The organism is Streptomyces sp. NPDC051207 (genome assembly GCF_040682395.1).
GTDB lineage: Bacteria > Actinomycetota > Actinomycetes > Streptomycetales > Streptomycetaceae > Streptomyces.
On the sequence record NZ_JBFBAX010000019.1, the window covers coordinates 118,939 to 139,860 of the forward strand.

The following is a 20,922-nucleotide window of genomic DNA, read 5'->3' on the forward strand; positions in this document are numbered from 1 at the left end:
CGGCGCGGAACGGGCGGGGCACGGCCCGCGGCGCCGGGCGCACCACAGCAGGCGGCCCGTTGCCCGCTACGCGCCGCCTGCCCCAAGTGGCAGCGCTCACGTACGGTTGACGCATGACGAGCATCCGTGGTGCGGAGATGGTCGACTGGAATCTCGCGGTGGCGACCGCGACCCGGCTCGTGCGGCCGGGCCCAGAAGTGAGCCGTGAGGAGGCCAGGGCCGTCGTCGCGGAACTCAGGCGGCACGCCAAGGCCTCGGAGGAACACGTCCGGGGCTTCACCCGCATGGCCACCGAGGAGACGCACGACACCCCGATCCTCGTCGTGGACCGCCCCGGCTGGGTCCGGGCGAACGTCGCCGGCTTCCGGGAACTCCTCAAACCCCTCCTGGACAAGATGCAGGAGCGGCGCGGCAGCAGCCCCGGCGGCGCGGTCCTCGGCGCCGTCGGCGGCAAGGTCACCGGCGTGGAGCTGGGCATGCTGCTGTCGTTCCTGGCCTCCCGCGTCCTCGGCCAGTACGAGACGTTCGCCCCGCCCAGCCGCGACCTCCCCGCGGGGGAGAACGGCGTCGGACGCCTGCTGCTGGTCGCCCCGAACATCGTGCACGTCGAGCGCGAACTCGACGTCCAGCCCCGCGACTTCCGGCTCTGGGTCTGCCTGCACGAGGAGACCCACCGCACGCAGTTCTCGTCCGTGCCGTGGCTGCGCGACCACCTCGAGGGCGAAATCCAGTCGTTCTTGAGCGAGACCGACGTCGACCCCATGACCGTCCTGGAGCGCGTCCGCGAGGCCGCCCAGACCCTCGCCGGCGGCCGGCCCGAGGGCGAGGAGGGCGACGAGGGACGCTCCCTCGTGGAGATCGTGCAGACCCCCGCCCAGCGCGAGATCCTTGGCCGCCTCACCGCCGTGATGTCCCTGCTGGAGGGCCACGCCGACTTCGTCATGGACGGCGTGGGACCCCAGGTCGTCCCGACCGTCGCGGAGATCCGCGAGAAGTTCCAGCAGCGGCGCGCCAAGGGCGCCTCACGGCTGGACCTGGCGCTGCGCAAGCTGCTCGGCCTGGACGCCAAACTCCGGCAGTACCGCGACGGCGAGCGCTTCGTACGGGCCGTCGTGGACCAGATCGGCATGGACGGCTTCAACCGCGTGTGGACCTCCCCGAACACCCTGCCGACCAAGGCGGAGATCGCCAAACCGGCGGACTGGGTCGCGCGGATGCACGGCGGGCCCGAGGCGTGAACACCGTGGAGCGGTCGTGAAACGAAACCGGCCGACGGCAGGCGAACGCCCCTCCAATCACCCGTCCGAGGGACCGTGAGCCATGGGTAGGCGTGCAATGCTCGGGGAACAGCCCGGTTCTGTCACCATCTACACACTCTGAGTGACCGGCCTCGGGCTCACCCCCGAAAACTTCATGAAGGGAACCGGACATGGGTCCCCATCCTGCGGTCGCGGCGATACGCCTGGCGGTCCGCCGCGTGCTCCACGACATCCTGACCGAACACCACCGCACCACGCCCGACAGCGGCCCCCCAGCCGCTGCCGGCACCGCCGCTGCCCCCGGCGGCGCCACCGCCCCCGGTGCCACGCGCCCCGAGCGCCCGCTGTCCCCGCTCGTCCTCGTCGCCTGCTCGGGCGGCGCCGACTCCATGGCGCTCGCCTCCGCCCTCGCCTTCGAAGCCCCCAAGCTCGGCATCCGCGCCGGCGGCGTCACCGTCGACCACGGCCTCCAGCCCGGCTCCGACGCGCGCGCCGACGAAGTCGTCCTGCGCCTGCGCGACCTCGGCCTCGACCCCGTCGACGCCGTCGCCGTCACCGTCGGCCGCGCGGGCGGCCCCGAAGCCGCCGCCCGCGACGCCCGCTACGCCGCCCTCGACGCCACCGCCGAACGCCACGGCGCCGCCGCCGTCCTCCTCGGCCACACCCGCGACGACCAGGCCGAAACCGTCCTGCTCGGCCTCGCCCGCGGCTCCGGCATCCGCTCCCTGTCCGGCATGGCCGCGGTCTCGGGGGCCGACGGCCGCTACCGGCGCCCCTTCCTGGAACTCGACCGGCACACCGCCCGCAGGGCCTGCATGGTCCAGTCCCTCCCCGTCTGGGACGACCCCCACAACGCCGACCCCGCCTACACCCGGTCCCGGCTCCGCCACGAAGGCCTGCCCGCGCTGGAAAAGGCCCTCGGCAAGGGCGTCGTGGAGTCCCTCGCCCGCACCGCCCGGCTCTCCCGCGACGACGCCGACGCCCTCGACGCCTGGGCCCGCCAGGCCGAGGCCTCCGTACGGGACGCCGCCGGCCGCCTCGAGTGCGCCAAGCTCCACGCCCTGCCGCCCGCCGTACGCCGCCGGGTGCTGCGCCGCGCCGCGATCGAGGCGGGCGCACCGGCCGGTTCGCTGTTCGCCCGGCACATCGAGGAAATCGACCGGCTGATCACCGGCTGGCGCGGCCAGGGGGCCATCAACCTCCCCGGCAAAGTCGTCGCCCGGCGGCAGAGTGGCAGACTGGTGATTCGGCAAGGCTGACTCCCGACCCCTCCGGCACCTCACCGGAGGGGCGGCCAGCCGGTGGGACGACCGACCGAAAGTGATGCGGGTGGACGCGAACGACATGGGTGCCGACCTCAAGCAGGTACTCATCACCAAGGAAGAGATCGACGCGAAGCTGGCCGAGCTGGCCGCGAAGATCGACGCGGAATACGCGGGCAAGGACCTGCTCCTCGTCGGCGTCCTCAAGGGCGCCGTGATGGTCATGGCCGACCTCGCCCGAGCGCTGTCCACCCCCGTCACCATGGACTGGATGGCCGTGTCGTCCTACGGGGCGGGCACCCAGTCCTCCGGCGTCGTGCGGATCCTCAAGGACCTCGACACCGACATCAAGGGCAAGCACGTCCTGATCGTCGAGGACATCATCGACTCCGGCCTGACCCTGTCCTGGCTGATCTCCAACCTCGGCTCGCGCGAGCCCGCCTCCCTCAAGGTGTGCACGCTGCTGCGCAAGCCCGAGGCCGCGAAGGTCGCCATCGACGTGGAATGGGTCGGCTTCGACATCCCCAACGAGTTCGTCATCGGCTACGGCCTCGACTACGCCGAGAAGTACCGCAACCTCCCGTTCGTCGGTACGCTCGCGCCCCACGTCTACGGCGGCTGAGCCGGCGGAGCGGCCCGTGCTGGTGATCGGGAACCCCGGCGGCTTTCGCACCGTTGGAGCATGCAGACGGGTTCGCCAGCCTTCCCGTGCGGCTTCGGGCGACAATGCTGGGGTACCGTCAGAAGAACTGTCTTATCAAACTCACTATGGCAGGAGGGACGGGGCGGCACCGCTCCGTATGGATGGACGTGAAGCGATACTTCCGTGGGCCGGTCATGTGGATCGTGCTGGCCGTCCTTGCCGTGGTCGTGTTGATGCAGGTCGTCGGCTCGTCCGGCGGCTACAAGACGGTGGACACCGGCCAGGTCGTCCAGGCGATCAATGACAACAAGGTCGAGTCGGCCAAGCTGACCACCGGCGACGAGCAGACCATCAAGGTCCAGCTCAAGGACGGCGTAAAGGTCAAGGACAGCTCGAAGATCCAGGCGAGCTACATCGGCGACCAGGGCGTCGACATCGCCAACACGCTGCAGAACAAGTTCCAGGAAAAGCAGATCCCGGACGGCTACACCGTTTCGCCGTCCAAGCAGAACCCGTTCGTCGGCATCCTGCTCTCCCTGCTTCCCTTCGTCCTCATCGTCGTCGTCTTCCTGTTCCTGATGAATCAGATGCAGGGCGGCGGCTCCCGGGTGATGAACTTCGGCAAGTCGAAAGCCAAGCTCATCACCAAGGACACCCCCAAGACGACCTTCAGTGACGTCGCGGGTGCCGACGAGGCCGTCGAGGAGCTGCACGAGATCAAGGAATTCCTCCAGGAACCCGCCAAGTTCCAGGCCGTCGGCGCCAAGATCCCCAAGGGCGTGCTCCTCTACGGCCCGCCCGGCACCGGCAAGACCCTGCTCGCGCGTGCCGTCGCGGGCGAGGCCGGCGTCCCGTTCTACTCGATCTCCGGCTCCGACTTCGTCGAGATGTTCGTCGGTGTCGGTGCCTCCCGTGTCCGTGACCTGTTCGAGCAGGCCAAGGCCAACGCCCCCGCGATCGTCTTCGTGGACGAGATCGACGCGGTCGGCCGCCACCGCGGCGCCGGCCTCGGCGGCGGACACGACGAGCGCGAGCAGACCCTGAACCAGCTGCTCGTGGAGATGGACGGCTTCGACGTCAAGGGCGGCGTGATCCTCATCGCCGCGACGAACCGCCCCGACATCCTGGACCCGGCGCTGCTGCGTCCCGGCCGCTTCGACCGCCAGATCGCCGTGGACCGGCCCGACATGCAGGGCCGCCTGGAGATCCTCAAGGTGCACCAGAAGGGCAAGCCGGTCGCGCCCGACGTCGACCTGTCCGCCGTCGCCCGCCGCACGCCCGGCATGACGGGTGCCGACCTGGCCAACGTCCTGAACGAGGCCGCCCTGCTGACGGCCCGCAGCGACCAGAAGCTGATCGACAACCACATGCTGGACGAGGCGATCGACCGCGTCGTGGCCGGCCCGCAGAAGCGGACCCGGATCATGTCGGACAAGGAGAAGAAGATCACCGCGTACCACGAGGGCGGACACGCCCTGGTCGCGGCGGCCTCACCGAACTCCGACCCCGTCCACAAGATCACCATCCTGTCCCGGGGCCGCGCCCTCGGCTACACCATGGTGCTCCCGGACGAGGACAAGTACTCCACGACCCGCAACGAGATGCTCGACCAGCTGGCGTACATGCTGGGCGGCCGCGCGGCCGAGGAGCTGGTCTTCCACGACCCGACGACCGGTGCCGCCAACGACATCGAGAAGGCCACCAACCTGGCCCGCGCGATGGTCACGCAGTACGGCATGACCGAGCGTCTCGGCGCGATCAAGTTCGGCGGCGACAACACCGAGCCGTTCCTCGGACGTGAGATGGCGCACCAGCGCGACTACTCGGAAGAGGTCGCCGCGCTGGTCGACGAAGAGGTCAAGAAGCTCATCGAGACCGCGCACAACGAGGCGTGGGAGATCCTGGTCGAGAACCGCGACGTGCTCGACAACCTGGTCCTGGCCCTCCTGGAGAAGGAGACGCTGGGCAAGGAGGAGATCGCCGAGATCTTCGCGCCGATCGTCAAGCGCCCGCCGCGGCCCGCCTGGACCGGCTCCTCGCGGCGCACGCCGTCCACCCGCCCGCCGGTGCTCTCCCCGAAGGAACTCGCACTGACGAACGGGGCCAACGGCGCGACGGCCGCGATCACCGCCAAGAGCACGACGGCACCGGAGCCCGCTCCGCCCGCCGAGCGAGCCCCGGAGGAACGCCCCGAGAGCTGATCTCCGGCCCGGAATGAATGCCCCGCCCCCCAGGTTCTAGCCTGGGGGGCGCGGCATTTTGGCATGCCCGCAGGCAAGACACACAGGAACGAGGCACCCCACATGACCGACCCCGTGACGCTGGACGGCGAGGGCCAGATCGGCGAGTTCGACGAGAAGCGGGCCGAGAACGCCGTACGCGAACTGCTGATCGCGGTCGGCGAGGACCCCGACCGCGAGGGCCTGAGGGAAACACCGGCCCGGGTGGCACGGGCGTACCGGGAGATCTTCGCGGGGCTGTGGCAGATGCCCGAGGACGTGCTGACGACGACGTTCGACCTGGGGCATGACGAGATGGTGCTCGTCAAAGACATTGAGGTGTACTCGACGTGTGAGCACCATCTGGTCCCGTTCCGGGGCGTCGCTCACGTCGGATACATCCCGTCCACCAGCGGCAAGATCACCGGCTTGTCCAAGCTGGCCCGGCTCGTGGACGTCTACGCCCGCCGTCCGCAGGTGCAGGAACGTCTCACGACGCAGATAGCGGACTCGCTGATGGACATCCTGGAACCGCGCGGCGTCATCGTCGTCGTGGAGTGCGAGCACATGTGCATGTCGATGCGCGGCATCCGCAAGCCCGGCGCGAAGACCCTCACCTCGGCGGTCCGGGGACAGCTGAGGGACGCGGCGACGCGCAACGAGGCGATGAGCCTGATCATGGCCCGCTGACGGGCCGGTACGTCACGCCGCCGGTGCCGTGGCCGGGGGGTCCTCGTCGTCTTCCGGGAGCTTGCAGACGCGTTCCAGGAAGAGGGCTGCCGCTATGACGGCGATGGCGGCGAGGACCGAGAAGCCCGCGTAGACGGCCTGGTCGCGGCGGGTCGGGATGTCGAGGAACTCCAGGAGGAAGACGCCCGTGCCGCCGTACATGCCGGCGACGAGGGCGGCGACCAGGGCGCTGGACTGGCCGAAGACGACCGCGCGGGCCGCCATCAGGGGATCGACGCCCTTGGCGCCGGGGCGGCGCTCGCGCTGGGCCCTGAGGCGGGCGCGCAGGGAGATCGCCGTGGCCAGCAGGACCACGGCGATCAGGGCCAGGACCACCGGGGCGGCCAGGGGGACGCTCGGCAGGGTCCCGATCGAGTTCCACAGGCGGGCGCCCGCCCAGGACAGGACTGCGGCCACGGCGAAGACGCCGGCCAGCACCCTGATGCGCAGCTCTCTCACGGTGTCCCTTCGGTTGCCCCGGCGGTCCGGCCCCGGTGTCCGCCGTGTCGCCGTGACCGCGTAAATCCGGTCGTGTTGACCTTAACGGCTATTCGGGCAGCCTGAGTTCCAGGTCGGCGCGGGGTGCGACACCCTCCCGGGTGACGGCGTCCAGGAGCCCGGCGACGGCGCCGCGGCCGGGGAGCTGGGCCTCGGGCTCCAGGTCGTGCCAGGGGGCGAGGACGAAGGCGCGTTCGTGGGCGCGCGGGTGGGGGAGGGTGAGCAGGGGGTCGTCGGAGATCTCGTCGGCGTAGGCGACGATGTCGACGTCGAGGGTGCGGGCGCCCCAGCGCTCGTCCCGTACGCGGTGGAAGGCCTCCTCGACGGCCTGGGCGCGCTCCAGGAGCGAGGACGGCGGGAGGGTGGTCCTCAGGACGACGACCGCGTTGAAGTACGACGGCTGGCTGCCCGGCTCGACGCCCCAGGGCTCGGTCTCGTAGACGGGTGAGACGCCTTTGACGCGGATGCCGGGCGTGTCCTCCAGGGCGTCGATGGCGCCCTGGAGGGTCTCCAGGCGGTTGCCGAGGTTCGAGCCGAGGGAGATCACGGCGCGCTGCGGGTTGTGCAGGGTGGTGTCGGCGGCGTCGACCTTCTCGACGACGGAGGCGGGTACCGGCTGGACGATCGGGTCGCTGTGACCTCGCGTGAACGGTGCGCTCATACTCGGCTCCGGGTGATGGTGACGGTCACGTCGTCGAAGGGGACCGTGATCGGTGCGTCCGGCTTGTGGACGCAGACCTGCACCTCGTGGACCCCGTCGTGCTTCAGGCACGTCTGGGCGATGCGCTCGGCGAGCGTCTCGATGAGGTTGACGGGCTCGCCCTCGACGACGGCGACGACCTCCTCGGCCACGATTCCGTAGTGCACGGTCTTCGCCAGGTCGTCGTCGGCAGCGGCCGGCCGGGTGTCCAGGCCGAGGACGAGGTCCACGATGAACGTCTGGCCCTCCTCGCGCTCCTTGGGGAACACACCGTGGTGCCCGCGGGCCTTCAGGCCGCGCAGCGCGACACGATCCACGCGAATCACTCCTGCAATCGTCGGTATGGGCCGGCCCGTGCCGTGTGCGGCGGCGCGGTCGGCCCCGGTCGAATCTACCTGCGGACACCGACAGGGCCGGGCCGCGGGGGCGCGCGCCCGGGCCGGGGTCCGGAGGATTCACCGGGTGTTTCCCCCGGAGAACCCGTCAGGTGTCGCTGTGTGTCGCCTACCCACTCAGGTGGGGGTCTCGTCGCCTTCTTCCTCGTCGGTTTCGGACATGACGGGGGAGGCGTGGTGGGACCAGATCTTCCAGCCGTCGGACGTGCGGCGGAACACGTTCGTGGCGACGACGAGCTGGCCGAGGAGCGGGCCGGGCTCGTCGCTGCCCACGGGGGCGGGGCCGCCGCTGAGGATGTTCTCGGTGCAGGTCACGAGGGCGGTGTCGCCGGTGACGGACACGTGTACGTCGGTGAGGAAGAACTGGATGTACTCGGTGTTCGCCATGATCAGCGCGTACGACCTGAGGACCTCGCCGCGGCCGGTGAGGACGGGCCAGCCGGGGTGGACGCAGGAGATCACGCCGGTGTCGGCGGGGTCGTGGTAGGTCTCGTCGACGCCGAGGTCGGACGGGGTGAGCCAGAGCGAGGTGAGCGTCTCGAAGTCACCGCGCTCCATGGCCTCGTAGTAGGCCGTGTTGGCGGCCTCGACCTGCTCGACGTCCGTGTGAGAGGCGCTCACCGCGCTCCTTCCGCGTCGTGCGCGCCCGGCGCGCCGGGCCGAGTGCGCGCTTCGGTCACGGCGTGCGCGACGCGTACGGCGTCGGCGGTGGCGCGGACCTCGTGGACGCGTACGGCCCAGGCGCCGGCGTGCGCAGCGAGCGCGGAGACGGCGGCGGTGGCGGCGTCGCGTTCCCGGGCGGGCGGTGGGGCGCCGTCCGGTCCGGCGAGGACGCGGCCGAGGAACCGTTTGCGGGAGGCGGCGACCAGCAGGGGGTGGCCGAGGCCGAGCAGGCGGTCGAGGTGGGCGAGGAGTTCGAGGTCGTGGGCGGCGTCCTTGGAGAAGCCGAGGCCGGGGTCGACGACGATGCGGTCGGGGGCGATGCCGCCGGCGAGGACGGCGTCCACGCGTGCGTGGAGTTCCTTCACGACCTCGGTGACGACGTCGTCGTAGACGCCGCGGATGGTGCCGCCCTCCAGGAAGCCGCGCCAGTGCATGACGACGAAGGGGGCGTCGGCGGCGGCGACGGCGGGGATCATGGCGGGGTCGGCGAGGCCGCCGCTGACGTCGTTGACGAGTGCGGCGCCGGCCGCGAGGGCCTGCTCGGCCACGGAGGCGCGCATGGTGTCGACCGAGATGACGACGCCTTCGGAGGCGAGACCGCGGACAACGGGGATGACGCGCTTGAGTTCCTCGGCCTCGTCCACGCGCGTGGCGCCGGGGCGGGTGGACTCTCCGCCGACGTCCACGAGGTCGGCGCCCTCGGCGACGAGGGCGAGGCCGTGCTTGACGGCGGCGGTCGTGTCGAACCAGCGGCCGCCGTCGGAGAAGGAGTCGGGGGTGACGTTCACGACCCCCATGACCGCGCAGCGGTCCCAGTCCGGGAGGCCCGCCACGCGTCCGCGTCCGCTGCTCTGCTTGCTCATGTGTTCAGCGTAGGCCTGTGAGGGGAGGGCGGGTGATGCGGCCCGGGCGGGAGGCCCGAGGTGGGGGGTGGGTTTCCGCCCGGGCCCGGCCGGGCGGGGCCTGGGCGAGGGCATGTGTGCTTTTGCGTACGGTCCTGTCAGACATCGCATCCGTGGTTCCCCGAGAGACCTCGGCCCCGGTGCCGGTGCGGGCGTCCGGCGGCATTGCGCCCTGTAGGACGCTGTCCTGGCGGGGGAGGTTCACTCGCATTGCGTGAACGTCCTCCAAGGCCCGACGGCCGGTGAGCGATAAACGATCTTGGTGGAATTCCTGATTCCCCGTAACCACTTCGGAAGGGGTTCGTTTTTACGGCCCGGGGAGCCAAGAATCGCCTACGCGCGGTAAGTTTCTGGCCATGCCACGTGGACGACACCGCCATTCCCCGCCCCTGCACAGGCTGCTGCCCCCGTCGGCGATCGCAGGCGTCTCGGTCGTCTGCGCGCTGGGTCCCTGGGTGTTCTCGGAGGCCGTGGTGCTGCGCGGCCTGTCCGCCGCCGCCGCGGTGACCGCGGTCGTCGGCGCCGTCGTCATGCGCCGCTGGGACATCCAGGCCGGCAAGCGGGTCGCCGATCTCACGCGCGCGCGTGCGAGCGACGAGTGGCGGCACGAGGAACGCGTCGCCGAACTGGAGAGCGACCTCGAGGAATCGCGGGAGCTGCGCGGCAAGCTGGAGCAGAAGCTGCGGGCCAAGCGGGCGGAGCTGGCGGGGCTGCGCAACGAGCACGCGGCGCTGCTGCGGCGGTACGCCACGGCGGAGACGGAGCGGGCGAGCGCCCTGGAGGGCCGCCGCCTGCTGGAGATCGAGGCGGCGGCCCCGGCTCGCGCGCTGCCCCCGGTTCCGGTTCCCGCTCAGGCGGCCCCGCCGGCCGGGGAGAGCGGGCGCGTCGCGGACGACGGCGCCGAGCGGACGCCGGCCGTCCCCGGGGTGTTCTCGGCGGAGGGCGCGCAGCTGTTCCTGCGGGCGCGGGCGGCGCTGGCCAGGTTCGACGCGGACCGGTCCCAGGGGCCCGCGGGCCCGGACGAGGACGAGGACGGGGACGGCGACGGGTCGCCGAAGGGCGGTGGCGGCGCGCCCAAGGGCCGGCCGGCCGGGGCGGACGCGCAGCCGGGCGGCGACGGCGGCGCGCGGGAGGACGAGGCGCAGGGGAAGTTCGGGGCGGCCGGCGGGCACGAGCGCACGGCCGCCCACGCCACGGCCCCGCAGCCGCAGGGGCGGCAGGCGGCCGGTCGCTTCACGGTGCCGGCCGCGGTGGCCGTCGTGCCGCAGGCGCCGGTGCGGCGTCCGTCGGCCGAGGGCGGGTTCGACTTCTTCGGTACGAAGCGGCAGGCGCCGGAGCAGGGCAGCGCCCTGGAGGCCGTGCAGAACGAGGACCTCGCCGATGTCGTCGGCCAGGAGGCCCTCGCCCTGCACAAGGCGGAGACGGAGGGCGCGTTCAAGCCGGACGACGTGGAGTCCCGGGAGAACCCCCAGGTGATCGACCTGACGGCGCACGACGAGACCGAGCAGATCGACGTACAGAGGCTGCGCAGCGCGGCGTCCTGAGGACGGCCGGGCGGCCTGGAGGCGGCGCAATCCGGCCTTGGGGGCGGCGAATTCGGGCGGTCTTCGAAGGCGGCGGAACCGGGCGGTGTTCGAAGGCGGCGGAACCGGGCGGTGTTCGGAGGCGGCGGAACGCGGGGCAGGCGGAGGACGCCGCCCCGCGTTCGCGCTGTTCGGGACCTTCGCCCGCTCCGTCCGGGGACCGCGCTCAAGCCGTCCGGGCTTCCGCGCTGACAGCCCGGCCCGGCGCGCGCCGTCCGGTCTCCGGCGCGCACCATCCCGTTCCGTGGTCCGGCGCGCGCCGCCCGGCGCGCCGTCCGGTTCCGGTCCCCGGCGTGCGTCGGGCGTCTTCGCCTCACACCATCCAGCGGTCCGGGCGGGCGTCCCTGCGGCCGGTGCGGGAGCGTTCGGCCTGGGCGCGCAGGAGATCCGCGGCCTCGCCTGCGTCCCTCAGACGGGCCGTCACGGTGTTGTTGGCCCCCGTGTCCACGTGCACGTCGGCGACCCGGCACCGCCGCTGCCACGGCCCCTGTGTGAGTCGTACGCTCTGCACCTTCGCGTGCGGTACGAGGGCGAGGCTGCGCCGCAGCAGCCCGGAGCGGGCCGCGAACACCGCGTCGGAGACGGCGAGTCCGTAGCCCCGCCACCACACCGGCACGCAGCGTGCGGCACGGCGCGGCGGACGGGACAGCGCGGCGCGCGGCGGCACGGTCACGCCGGGCAGCACGCGCGCGACGATCGCCCCGGCGGCCTCGCGCGGGGCGACCGGCACCAGCACGGAGTTGGACGACCCGGCCACGTCCAGCTCGACGCGCACCCAGTCCCGCCGCCGCCACAGCAGCGGCTGCACGATGCGTACCGTCTGCACGCGGCCGGGCGGCACCGTCTCGTGGGCGCGGTCCAGCAGTCCGTGGTCCAGGCGCAGCCCGTCGGGGGACTCGCCCACCGTCCAGTCGTACTCGCCGACGAAGCGGCCCACGCTGCTCGCGCCCGCCGCGCCGAGCAGCGGCACGGCGGCGGCGAGGACCGTCCAGGCGCTGTGCGTGAACAGCCACAGCACCGGCGGTACGACGAGTGCGGCGGCCAGCGTGCCCCAGGTCCCGCCGGTCAGCAGGAGCGAGACGGCGAGCACGCCGGGCGGCACGCGCAGCAGCTCGCGGGAGGGCGCCTCGCCGACCTCGTGCGCGGTCTCGGGGGCGAAACCGGCCGCACGCGCGAGGAGTTCGGCGCGCAGCGCGCGGGCCTCACCGGCACTGAGGAAGGCCAGTTCGTCCTTCTTGTCCGTGCCGATGACGTCGAGCCGGAGTTTCGCCACGCCCACGACCCGGGCGAGCAGCGGCTGGGTGACGTCGATGGCCTGGATGCGTTCCAGGCGGATGTGCGCGGTGCGCCGGAACACCAGGCCGGTGCGGATGCACAGTTCGGTGCCGGTCACCGCGAAGCGCGTGAACCACCAGCTCATGAAGCCGTACAGGGCGGCGGCCGGGAGGAGCACGGCTAGGCCGGTCAGCAGGGTGCCGGTGGTCAGCCCGGTGAGCCGGCGCTGCGTCTGGTCGAGGTCGTGGACGGCCCACCCGGCGACGGCGGCGATCGGCGCCCAGGCCCGGCGCAGCGGGGTGACGGGGTGCAGCCGCCGCTCGGTTGCGCCCTCGACGGCGGGCGGGACCGCGAGGCCCTCCTCGTCCTCCCGCGGCGTGGTCACAGCCCCGCCGATCGGGCCTCGCCCAGTTCGGTGAGGCGGTCGCGCAGGCGTTCCGCCTCGGCCGGGTCGAGGCCCGGGATGGCCGCGTCGGTCGCCGCGGCGGCCGTGCGCAGCTGCACGCCGGCCAGCCCGAAGTGCCGCTCGACCGGCCCGGAGGTGACCTCCACGAGCTGCATGCGCCCGTACGGCACGACCGTTTCCTGGCGCCACAGCACGCCCCGGCTGATCAGCAGGTCGTCGGCGCGTTCGGCGTACCGCCAGGAGCGCCAGTTGCGGCCGAGCATCACCCAGCCCCACGCCATGAACGCCAGCGGCAGCAGCGCGAGGGCCGCCCAGCCGGGCCCGGCGAGCAGCCCCGGCAACAGCCCCGCGGCCAGCGTCGGAGGCCCCAGCCACACCACCAGCAGCAGGCGCCGCATCCGCAGCAGGGCGCGCGGCAGCCCGGTCCACTCCGGTCCGGCACCGGCCGGTCCCGCCGTTCCCGATGTTTCCGTGCCGTGCGGGCTCCCCGTCTCCATGAGGCCAGCGTACGTAGGGGAGACTGTGTGCATGACTCCTACGACGGAGACCATGGTCGGTATCGGCGGCGCCGCGGAGAGCACCGACATGGTGCTGAACATCGGACCCCAGCACCCGTCCACGCACGGGGTGCTGCGGCTGCGGCTGGTCCTGGACGGCGAGCGGATCACGAGCGCCGAGCCGGTGATCGGCTATATGCACCGGGGTGCGGAGAAGCTGTTCGAGGCGCGTGACTACCGCCAGATCATCATGCTCGCCAACCGCCACGACTGGCTGTCGGCGTTCTCCAACGAGCTGGGCGTGGTCCTGGCCGTGGAGCGGATGCTCGGCATGGAGGTCCCGGAGCGGGCGGTGTGGACGCGCACGCTGCTCGCGGAGCTGAACCGCATGCTCAACCACCTGATGTTCCTCGGTTCGTACCCGCTGGAACTCGGCGGGATCACGCCGATGTTCTACGCGTTCCAGGAGCGCGAGACCCTCCAGAACGTGATGGAGGAGGTCTCCGGCGGGCGCGTGCACTACATGTTCAACCGTGTCGGCGGCCTGAAGGAGGACCTGCCGGCGGGCTGGGCCGCACGTGCGCGTGCCGCAGTCGCCGCCGTGCGCTCGCGCATCGGCCGCTTCGACGACCTGGTCCTCGGCAACGAGATCTTCCGGGGCCGCACGCGCGGGGTGGGCGTGCTGTCGCCGGAGGCCGTGCACGCGTACGGGGTGAGCGGGCCGATCGGGCGGGCGTCGGGCGTCGACTTCGACCTGCGCCGCGACGAGCCGTACCTGGCCTACGGCGAGCTGCGGGACGTCCTGAAGGTCGTCACCCGGCAGGAGGGCGACTGCCTGGCCCGCTTCGAGTGCCTGCTGGAGCAGACGCACAACTCCATGGATCTGGCGGACGCCTGCCTGGACCGGATCGCGGAGCTGCCGCCCGGCCCGATCAACCAGCGGCTGCCGAAGGTGCTGAAGGCGCCCGAGGGCCACACGTACGCGTGGACCGAGAACCCGCTCGGCATCAACGGCTACTACCTGGTCAGCAAGGGCGAGAAGACGCCGTACCGGCTGAAGCTGCGGTCGGCGTCGTACAACAACATCCAGGCGCTCATCGAACTGCTGCCGGGGACGCTGGTCTCGGACATGGTGGCGATCCTGGGGTCAATGTTCTTCGTCGTCGGGGACATCGACAAATAGGTCCGTTCCGGCGGTGAGGCCCACCGGCTGGAGCAGCCAGCCGAAGTCGCCGAGGCCGCCCTCCGCGGTGAGCTCGGCGGCCTCCCCAGCGCCCGCGAGGGCGCGTACGTACGCGGCGGGGTCGGTGGACGCCAGCGTGAGCGCCGGGCGTGCGCCGGTCACGCCCAGAGCGCGCAGCGCGGCGCGCTGGGACAGCAGGCGTGCGCCGGGGAGCGCGCAGGCGTCCAGGGCGACGTGCGCGGTGATGTCGCACGACCCGTCCGGCACGGGCGCCGTCTCGCGCCCCTCGCGGAAGCCGGTGAGCGTGCCGAACGGCGGGCGGGCGTGCGCCGCGTGCGCGTAGTCGACGGCGACGGCCAGGCCCCGGTCGAGCGTGGCGACCGCCGCGGCCCAGGCCTCGTCCCTCGGCAGCCCGATCTCGGCCCGCAGCCCTTCCTCGGCGGGCAGCGGCCACCAGCGGGCCAGCCAGTCGGCCTCCGGGCCGGTGACCGGCTCCCCGAGCCGTTCGCCGCCGTCCCGGCCGACCCGTACGCGCCGCACGACACCGGAGGCGTCCACCTCGGCGACGTCCACCGGCACGTTGTCCAGCCACTCGTTGGCGAACAGCAGACCGGTGACTCCGTACGGGGGCTCGGGGAGCCACTCGATCCGGTGGTCCAGCCCGGCGGGCCGGCCGGCGATCTCCACGGCGTACGCCCGCGTGCGCGCCGCCACGCCGGCGGGCAGCGCCGCGAGCACGCCGGTGACGAGTTCGCCGCGCCCGGCCGCCATGTCGACGAAAGCCAGCTCCCGGGGCCCGCCCAGCGCCTCGTCCACCCGGCACAGCAGCCGCGCCACGGCCCGCGCGAACAGCGGCGACGCGTGCACGGACGTCCGGAAGTGCCCGGCCGGCCCCTCGGCCCGGCGGTAGAAGCCCGCAGGCCCGTACAGCGCCTCCTGCGCCGCGGCCCGCCAGCCCCGCGCGCCCTGCCAGTCGTCCGTCGTCCGTGCCGTCACCGGGCCAGGCTAAACGCACCCGGGCACGGTCCCTCCACCTTGCGGAGTACGCCGGGCCGGTACGGATCGGCCCTCCGGTTGACTCCTGCACACAGCACGCTTCCCTACGCTGGGTTATGTGCAGCGCCTCTATGACTTCCTCCGCAGGCACCCGACCGGCGTCGACACCTTCTGGGCCGTCGTCCTGCTCGGGATCGCGGTGGTGGCCGAAAGCCCCCGGCAGGAGGCCAACGGGACCGATTCGCCGATCCTGATCATCCCGGTCGTCCTGCTGTTGTGCCTGGTGATAGCGCTGCGCAGGCGCATGCCGGAGCGGATGCTGCTGCTCGCGCTCGGGGTGGGGCTCGCACAGCTGGTGCTGGACGTCGGGACGATGGCCGCCGACTTCGCCATGCTCGTGATCACCTACACGGTCGCCGCCGAGGGCGCGCGCTGGGCGTCCCGGCTCGCGCTGGGCGCCGGCCTGTGCGCCGCGTCCGCCGCGCAGCTGCGCTGGCCGAACGACTACACGGGCGCCGCGGGCAACGTCGCCACGGCCGTGTTCCTGACGGTGCCGTTCGTGCTCGCCTGGGTGCTGGGCGACTCCATCCGCACCCGCCGCGCCTACTTCGCGCAGCTGGAGGAGCGCGCCGCCCGGCTGGAGAAGGAGCGCGAGGCGCAGGCCAAGGTCGCGGTCGCCGCCGAGCGCGCCCGGATCGCGCGCGAGTTGCACGACGTCGTCGCGCACAACGTCTCCGTGATGGTCGTGCAGGCCGACGGCGCCGCCTACGTCCTGGACGCCGCGCCCGACCAGGCGAAGAAGGCCCTGGAGACCATCTCCTCCACCGGCCGCCAGGCCCTCGCCGAGATGCGCCGGCTGCTCGGGGTGCTGCGCACCGGCGAGCACCAGGAGGCCGGCGAGTACGTGCCGCAGCCCGACGTCGAGCAGATAGAGGACCTGGTCGAGCAGTGCCGCGGGGCCGGGCTGCCCGTCGACTTCAAGGTCGAGGGCACACCCCGCCCGCTGCCCAGCGGCGTCGAGCTGACGGCGTACCGCATCGTGCAGGAGGCGCTGACCAACACCCGCAAGCACGGCGGGCCGGACGCGGGCGCCAGTGTGCGCCTGGTCTACTTCGACGACGGTCTCGGCCTGCTCGTGGAGGACGACGGCAAGGGCGCCCCGCACGAGCTGTACGAGGACGGCGGCCTGGACGGCCGGGGGCACGGCCTGATCGGCATGCGGGAGCGGGTCGGCATGGTCGGCGGAACCCTGGACGCGGGCCCGCGCCCCGGCGGAGGATTCCGCATCAGCGCGCTGCTCCCGCTCAAACCGGCGCACTGACGCCCCCGCGCCCCCTGTTGGCACCTGTCACACCCCGGGGTCGGCGCATCCAAGCGGCAGCCCCGCCCCGGAAGGCACGGGGACAGACCGAGAGAGACCGAAAGAGACAGGGAAGAGGCCCCGATGGCGATCCGCGTGATGCTCGTCGACGACCAGGTGCTGCTGCGCACCGGGTTCCGGATGGTGCTCGCCGCCCAGCCGGACATGGAGGTCGTCGCGGAGGCGGGCGACGGCGTCGAGGCCCTCCAGGTGCTGTCCTCGACCGAGGTCGACGTCGTACTGATGGACGTCCGCATGCCGAAACTGGACGGCGTGGAGGCCACCCGCCGCATCTGCGCCGCGCCGAACCCGCCGAAGGTGCTGATCCTGACCACCTTCGACCTCGACGAATACGCCTTCTCCGGGCTGAAGGCGGGCGCCTCCGGCTTCATGCTCAAGGACGTGCCGCCCGGCGAGCTGCTCACCGCGATCCGCGCCGTGCACAGCGGTGACGCGGTCGTCGCGCCGTCGACCACCCGCCGCCTGCTGGACCGTTTCGCGCCGATGCTGCCCGGCACCGGGAACGAGCCGAAGCACAAGGAGTTCCAGCGGCTCACCGAGCGGGAGCGGGAGGTCATGGTGCTGGTCGCGCAGGGCCTGTCCAACGGGGAGATCGCGGCCCGGCTCGTGCTGTCCGAGGCGACCGTGAAGACGCACGTCGGCCGCATCCTCACCAAGCTGGGACTGCGGGACCGCGTGCAGGTCGTGGTCCTGGCCTACGAGACGGGTCTGGTACGGGCCGGTGGGCTGGGCTGACGGGCCGGGCTGACGGGGTGCGCGGGCGTCGGTAGGGTCTGCGCATGCTCCTGTGGATCAACGGCCCCTACGGGGGTGGCAAGACACAGACCGCGCACGAGATCCAGCGCCGCCTGCCCGGCAGCGTCATCTGCGACCCCGAGCACGTCGGGTTCGGTCTGCGCCGCATGCTTCCTCCCGAACTGCGCGGCGACTTCCAGGACTTGGCCGCCTGGCGGCAGGGCGTCGTGGAGGTGCTCGACCTCGCGCTCACCAAGCACGACGGCGTGGTGATCGTCCCGATGACGGTCACCGACTCCGGCCACTTCGCCGAGACCGTCGGCGCCCTGCGCGAACTGGGCCACGACGTACGGCACTTCACGCTGCTGGCGGAACGCGACACCGTGCTGCGGCGGCTGCGCGAGCGCCGCTTCGGGTGCGCCCTGCGGTACGTCTCGGGCAAGAAGGCCGGGGCGGCGGACGGGGACAGCTGGGCCGTGCAGCAGCTTGACCACTGCCTGAAGCGGCTGGGGGAACCGGAGTTCGCCGAGCATCTGTGGACCGACCACTCCACCGTGCCGAAGACCGCCGACCGCATCGCCGTCCTGGCGGGGCTGCGGCTGCGGCCCCACACGGAGGGGGCGCTGCGCAGCAGGGTGCGGCAGGTGCGGGTGGGGCTGCGGCACATTCGCTTCGACTGAGGGCGTAGGCGGTCTGTGCGGAGGGGGGCTATCTGAGGATGCCCTCCAGGAAGTCGCTGCCCAGCCGGGCCACCACCGTCACGTCCAACTGGTGCAGCACGTACCGACCGCGGCGGCGCGTCGTGATCAGGCCCGCCTTCTTCAGCACCCCCAGGTGCCGGGATATCTCCGGTGCCGTCATGCCGTGCACCTGGGCCAGCTCGCCCGTGGTGTACGCGCTGCGGGCCAGGTAGCGGCAGATGCGCATGCGGACCGGGTGGGACAGGGCCGTCATCCGCAGGGCCAGCTGGTCGACGGAGGGCGGGGCGGCCAGTTCCGCGGAGCCGACCGGGTAGTGCAGCACGGGCTGCCAGCCGTACCGGTGCAGGACCATCAGGTGCGGCCAGCCGAGGCTCGTCGGGACCAGCAGCAGGCCGACGTCCCGGGTGGCGGTGTGGCCGTCGCCCAGTTTGTCGACCGTGATCCTGGCGGCCGGCTCGTCCAGCGTCACCGCCGGGGACACCGCGGCCAGCGCCCCGGCCAGGCCCTTGTGCCGCAGCAGGTCCGTCTTGAGGCGGGCGTCCGCCGCGAGCTGCTGACGCAGCCGCGCCCAGGTCTCCGCGAAGAACGCCTCGTCGCAGTCCCGCAGGAACTGCCGCAGCCAGGACCGGATGCGCGGCGGGTCGGCCAGCAGCCGTTCGCTGAACTGCATCTGCTGCGGTCCGCGCGCCGCCGCCAGGTCCAGGGCGCGCCGGCGCACCTCGGCGTCGGCCAGCGCGGAGGGCCCGCGCGAGCTGTACGGCAACGCGCACGTGAACTCCAGGGCCGCGTCCACGAACTGCTCGTCCGACAGCTTGTCCAGCACGTCCAGCTCCTCGGCGAGCGTGCCGCCCGGCGGGGTGGGGCCGCCCGGCAGCCCGGCGCTCGGCAGGAACAGGTCCGAGAACGTCGTCCGCCACAGGAAGTCCGCCTCGCACATGCGGTCCGCCAGGTGCGAGTCGAGCCGGGCGGTCACGCCGGTCACCCAGGCCTGCAGGCCTGGGTGGTGTCCCGGCTCGGACAGCGCGTGCAGCGCCATGCCCAGCTCGGCCAGCGGCGAGGGCGCGACCGTGACGCTCTCCGGCCGCAGCCCCGCGATGTCGATGTCGACGCCCATGCCCTCATGGTGCACCCCGCCACTGACAACGCGGCCGTCGATTGACGGGGGCCGTCAATCGACGGGACTTCGCCGCGACGGCGGCGCAGCCTGGGACCACCGGGGCAGCCGCGGAGCCCGAAACCACAGGTCACACGCGTCGTTGAGGCAGTGGGCCAGGCACGTCACCCACGTCGTCCCACAGGTCTTGCAGGTCTCCCACGTGCCGAGAAGGCGGTCCGCCATGAGCATCACCGAGCAGTACCTCCTGGACACCTACCGCGCCAGGCAGCGCGGCGAGCCCGCCCCGCCCGCGCCGGGCGCCCACGACTGGCAGGTCGTACGCGAGCTGCGCGACCGGCGGGAGTTCCACGCCGTCCTCGTCGCACGCCGTGTCCCCGGCCGGGTGCGGCGGATGCTCGGCCGCCGGCTGCGCCTGCGGTCGCGCTCCACCGGCTGACCTCGGTGCGGCGGTCCGTGCCCGGCGCTCACGGGGCGGTCCTTGCCCGGTGCCTACGGGTTCCTGCCCGACGCCTGCGGGAGGCGGGCGGCGAACTGCGCGACCGCCCCGGTCACGTCGTCGGCCGTCCAGTCCAGGCCGGCCGCCCGGACGTGGACCTCCGTGCAGGCCAGGCCCGGCCCCTTCGGGTCCCAGGCGTGGGCGAACAGCATCGTCCCGGTCTCCTCGGCCGTGCGGATCGCGGCCTCCGACAGGGTCTCGGCGTCGTACGGCAGCCACACCTGGAAGTCGTGGGTGTGCGGCACCCCGGGGTGCACGCGCGCCCACGGCAGCCCGGCCGCCGCGAGCCCTTCGCCGAGCGCCGCGGCCACCACGCGTGCGTGCCGCACGTACCGCGGCAGCCGGGGCAGTTCCCGCTCCAGGCCCACGAGCGCCGACAGCACGGTCGGGAACTGCTGGAACAGCATCCCGCCGTAGCGGTGGCGCCACGCCTTCGCCTCCGTGACGAGCGTCTGCGGGCCCGCGAGCGCGGCGCCGCCGAAGCCGTCGAGAGACTTGTAGAACGACACGTAGACGCTGTCGGCCAGGCCCGCAATCTCGACCAGCGGGCGGCCGAAGTGGACGGTGGACTCCCACAGGCGCGCGCCGTCGAAGTGCACCACCGCGTCACGCTCCCGCGCCGCCTCCACGACCTCGGTCAGCTCCTCCCAGGCCGGCAGCACGTAACCGGCGTCCCTGAGGGGCAGCTCCAGCATCAGCGCCCCGAACGGCTCCTCGAAGTCGCGCACCTCCGCGGCCGTGGGCAGCCGGGGCTCGGCGGTCACGCGGACCGGACGCAGGCCGCCGACCCGGCTGAACGCGTTGCGCTCGTGCACCTCCGGGTGGCTCAGAGCGTGCAGGGCGACGGTGGGGTTCCCGGTGCGGCCGGCCCAGCAGCGCAGGGCGACCTGCTGGGCCATCGTGCCGGTCGGGAAGAACGCGGCGGCCTCCGTGCCGAGCTGCCCGGCGGTGCGCTCCTCCAGGGCCTCCACGATGCCGTTGCCGTACAGGTCGGACGGCTCGTCCAGGTCGTACACGTCGGACGCCGACTCCAGCAGCGCCAGGCGCTCCCGGAGGGTGCCGAGGAAACCGGGGCGCGCGAGGACGCGCCGAGCGCCCCGATGGGCCGCCCTGCGCCGGTCCCGGAGGCGTTCGGCCCGGTCGTCGTCGGAGAGGTGGGGGTCCTGCTTCGCCGCGTCGTCCGCCGTATCGCTCATGGGCGGATCATGCCGTGCGCCGGCCCGCGCGGGCACCCGTCATTTCCCCACGCCGCACGGCTGGGCCGGGCACGGAAACCCACAGC

General features: G+C 72.8%; 21 protein-coding genes. 11 read left to right on the forward strand and 10 right to left on the reverse strand.

Annotated features, from left to right (window positions below):
• Positions 1-113 precede the first annotated feature (113 nt).
• From AB0M97_RS19955 to folE, 5 genes are all read left to right on the forward strand, one after another.
• A complete protein-coding gene (locus AB0M97_RS19955) occupies positions 114-1,238 on the forward strand; it encodes a zinc-dependent metalloprotease (RefSeq protein WP_365962220.1) in 1,125 nt (374 codons plus the stop codon).
• A gap of 191 nt (positions 1,239-1,429) precedes the next feature.
• A complete protein-coding gene (tilS, locus tag AB0M97_RS19960) occupies positions 1,430-2,518 on the forward strand; it encodes a tRNA lysidine(34) synthetase TilS (protein ID WP_365962221.1) in 1,089 nt (362 codons plus the stop codon).
• Between the two features lie 64 nt (positions 2,519-2,582).
• Positions 2,583-3,143 (forward strand): hypoxanthine phosphoribosyltransferase, encoded by a 561-nt coding sequence (gene hpt, locus AB0M97_RS19965; protein WP_365962253.1) that lies wholly within the window; start codon positions 2,583-2,585, stop codon positions 3,141-3,143.
• Between the two features lie 182 nt (positions 3,144-3,325).
• Positions 3,326-5,365, forward strand: a complete 2,040-nt coding sequence (gene ftsH / locus AB0M97_RS19970) for an ATP-dependent zinc metalloprotease FtsH (RefSeq protein ID WP_365962222.1) — start codon at positions 3,326-3,328, stop codon at positions 5,363-5,365.
• Positions 5,366-5,467: 102 nt separating this feature from the next.
• Positions 5,468-6,073 carry a GTP cyclohydrolase I FolE gene (folE, locus tag AB0M97_RS19975; RefSeq protein WP_365962223.1) on the forward strand — a complete coding sequence of 202 codons (606 nt, stop codon included), beginning with the start codon at positions 5,468-5,470 and terminating at the stop codon, positions 6,071-6,073.
• Between the two features lie 12 nt (positions 6,074-6,085).
• Here folE and AB0M97_RS19980 read toward each other — a convergent pair whose 3' ends face one another.
• The 5 genes from AB0M97_RS19980 to folP form a co-directional block, all read right to left on the reverse strand.
• On the reverse strand, positions 6,086-6,571 hold the full coding sequence (locus AB0M97_RS19980) for a DUF3180 domain-containing protein (RefSeq protein ID WP_365962224.1): 486 nt from the start codon (positions 6,569-6,571) through the stop codon (positions 6,086-6,088).
• A gap of 88 nt (positions 6,572-6,659) precedes the next feature.
• Positions 6,660-7,271: a 2-amino-4-hydroxy-6-hydroxymethyldihydropteridine diphosphokinase gene (gene folK / locus AB0M97_RS19985; protein WP_365962225.1), complete on the reverse strand. Its 612-nt coding sequence runs from the start codon at positions 7,269-7,271 to the stop codon at positions 6,660-6,662.
• Entirely contained in the window at positions 7,268-7,627 is a 360-nt protein-coding gene (folB, locus tag AB0M97_RS19990) for a dihydroneopterin aldolase (RefSeq protein WP_365962226.1), read from the reverse strand. The genes folK and folB overlap by 4 nt, the downstream gene beginning before the upstream one ends.
• A gap of 195 nt (positions 7,628-7,822) precedes the next feature.
• A complete protein-coding gene (locus tag AB0M97_RS19995) occupies positions 7,823-8,326 on the reverse strand; it encodes a nuclear transport factor 2 family protein (protein WP_365962227.1) in 504 nt (167 codons plus the stop codon).
• Positions 8,323-9,231 carry a dihydropteroate synthase gene (folP, locus tag AB0M97_RS20000; protein WP_365962228.1) on the reverse strand — a complete coding sequence of 303 codons (909 nt, stop codon included), beginning with the start codon at positions 9,229-9,231 and terminating at the stop codon, positions 8,323-8,325. Before folP ends, AB0M97_RS19995 begins: the two co-directional genes overlap by 4 nt.
• Before the next feature lie 395 nt (positions 9,232-9,626).
• Between folP and AB0M97_RS20005 the strand changes: the two genes are divergently transcribed.
• A complete protein-coding gene (locus AB0M97_RS20005) occupies positions 9,627-10,814 on the forward strand; it encodes a hypothetical protein (protein ID WP_365962229.1) in 1,188 nt (395 codons plus the stop codon).
• A gap of 352 nt (positions 10,815-11,166) precedes the next feature.
• Here AB0M97_RS20005 and AB0M97_RS20010 read toward each other — a convergent pair whose 3' ends face one another.
• Positions 11,167-12,441 (reverse strand): PH domain-containing protein, encoded by a 1,275-nt coding sequence (locus tag AB0M97_RS20010; protein ID WP_365962254.1) that lies wholly within the window; start codon positions 12,439-12,441, stop codon positions 11,167-11,169.
• Between the two features lie 68 nt (positions 12,442-12,509).
• Positions 12,510-13,031 (reverse strand): PH domain-containing protein, encoded by a 522-nt coding sequence (locus AB0M97_RS20015; protein WP_365962230.1) that lies wholly within the window; start codon positions 13,029-13,031, stop codon positions 12,510-12,512.
• Between the two features lie 31 nt (positions 13,032-13,062).
• On the opposite strand from AB0M97_RS20015, the gene AB0M97_RS20020 reads away from it, so the two are divergent.
• Complete coding sequence (locus AB0M97_RS20020) at positions 13,063-14,214, forward strand: NADH-quinone oxidoreductase subunit D (RefSeq protein ID WP_365962231.1); 1,152 nt, start codon at positions 13,063-13,065, stop codon at positions 14,212-14,214.
• Here the strand turns inward: AB0M97_RS20020 and AB0M97_RS20025 are convergent.
• Positions 14,179-15,210 (reverse strand): SAM-dependent methyltransferase, encoded by a 1,032-nt coding sequence (locus AB0M97_RS20025; protein ID WP_365962232.1) that lies wholly within the window; start codon positions 15,208-15,210, stop codon positions 14,179-14,181. The two genes, AB0M97_RS20020 and AB0M97_RS20025, sit on opposite strands and share 36 nt — an antisense overlap.
• Positions 15,211-15,328: 118 nt before the next feature.
• Between AB0M97_RS20025 and AB0M97_RS20030 the strand changes: the two genes are divergently transcribed.
• The 3 genes from AB0M97_RS20030 (at position 15,329) to AB0M97_RS20040 (ending at position 18,006) form a co-directional block, all read left to right on the forward strand.
• Positions 15,329-16,531, forward strand: coding sequence for a sensor histidine kinase (locus AB0M97_RS20030; RefSeq protein ID WP_365962233.1), 1,203 nt, complete (start codon positions 15,329-15,331; stop codon positions 16,529-16,531).
• 123 nt (positions 16,532-16,654) lie between these two features.
• Positions 16,655-17,326, forward strand: a complete 672-nt coding sequence (locus AB0M97_RS20035; RefSeq protein ID WP_365962234.1) for a response regulator transcription factor — start codon at positions 16,655-16,657, stop codon at positions 17,324-17,326.
• A 44-nt stretch (positions 17,327-17,370) separates the two neighbouring features.
• The gene (locus tag AB0M97_RS20040; protein ID WP_365962235.1) at positions 17,371-18,006 is read left to right on the forward strand and encodes an AAA family ATPase; all 636 of its coding nucleotides are present in this window, start codon (positions 17,371-17,373) and stop codon (positions 18,004-18,006) included.
• 28 nt (positions 18,007-18,034) lie between these two features.
• Here the strand turns inward: AB0M97_RS20040 and AB0M97_RS20045 are convergent, their stop codons facing one another.
• Positions 18,035-19,141 (reverse strand): DUF5937 family protein, encoded by a 1,107-nt coding sequence (locus AB0M97_RS20045; protein WP_365962237.1) that lies wholly within the window; start codon positions 19,139-19,141, stop codon positions 18,035-18,037.
• Between the two features lie 223 nt (positions 19,142-19,364).
• On the opposite strand from AB0M97_RS20045, the gene AB0M97_RS20050 reads away from it, so the two are divergent.
• Positions 19,365-19,580, forward strand: coding sequence for a hypothetical protein (locus tag AB0M97_RS20050; RefSeq protein WP_365962238.1), 216 nt, complete (start codon positions 19,365-19,367; stop codon positions 19,578-19,580).
• Between the two features lie 53 nt (positions 19,581-19,633).
• On the opposite strand, the gene AB0M97_RS20055 is transcribed toward AB0M97_RS20050, so the two are convergent.
• Positions 19,634-20,836: a beta-eliminating lyase-related protein gene (locus tag AB0M97_RS20055; RefSeq protein WP_365962239.1), complete on the reverse strand. Its 1,203-nt coding sequence runs from the start codon at positions 20,834-20,836 to the stop codon at positions 19,634-19,636.
• Between the last annotated feature and the right edge of the window lie 86 nt (positions 20,837-20,922).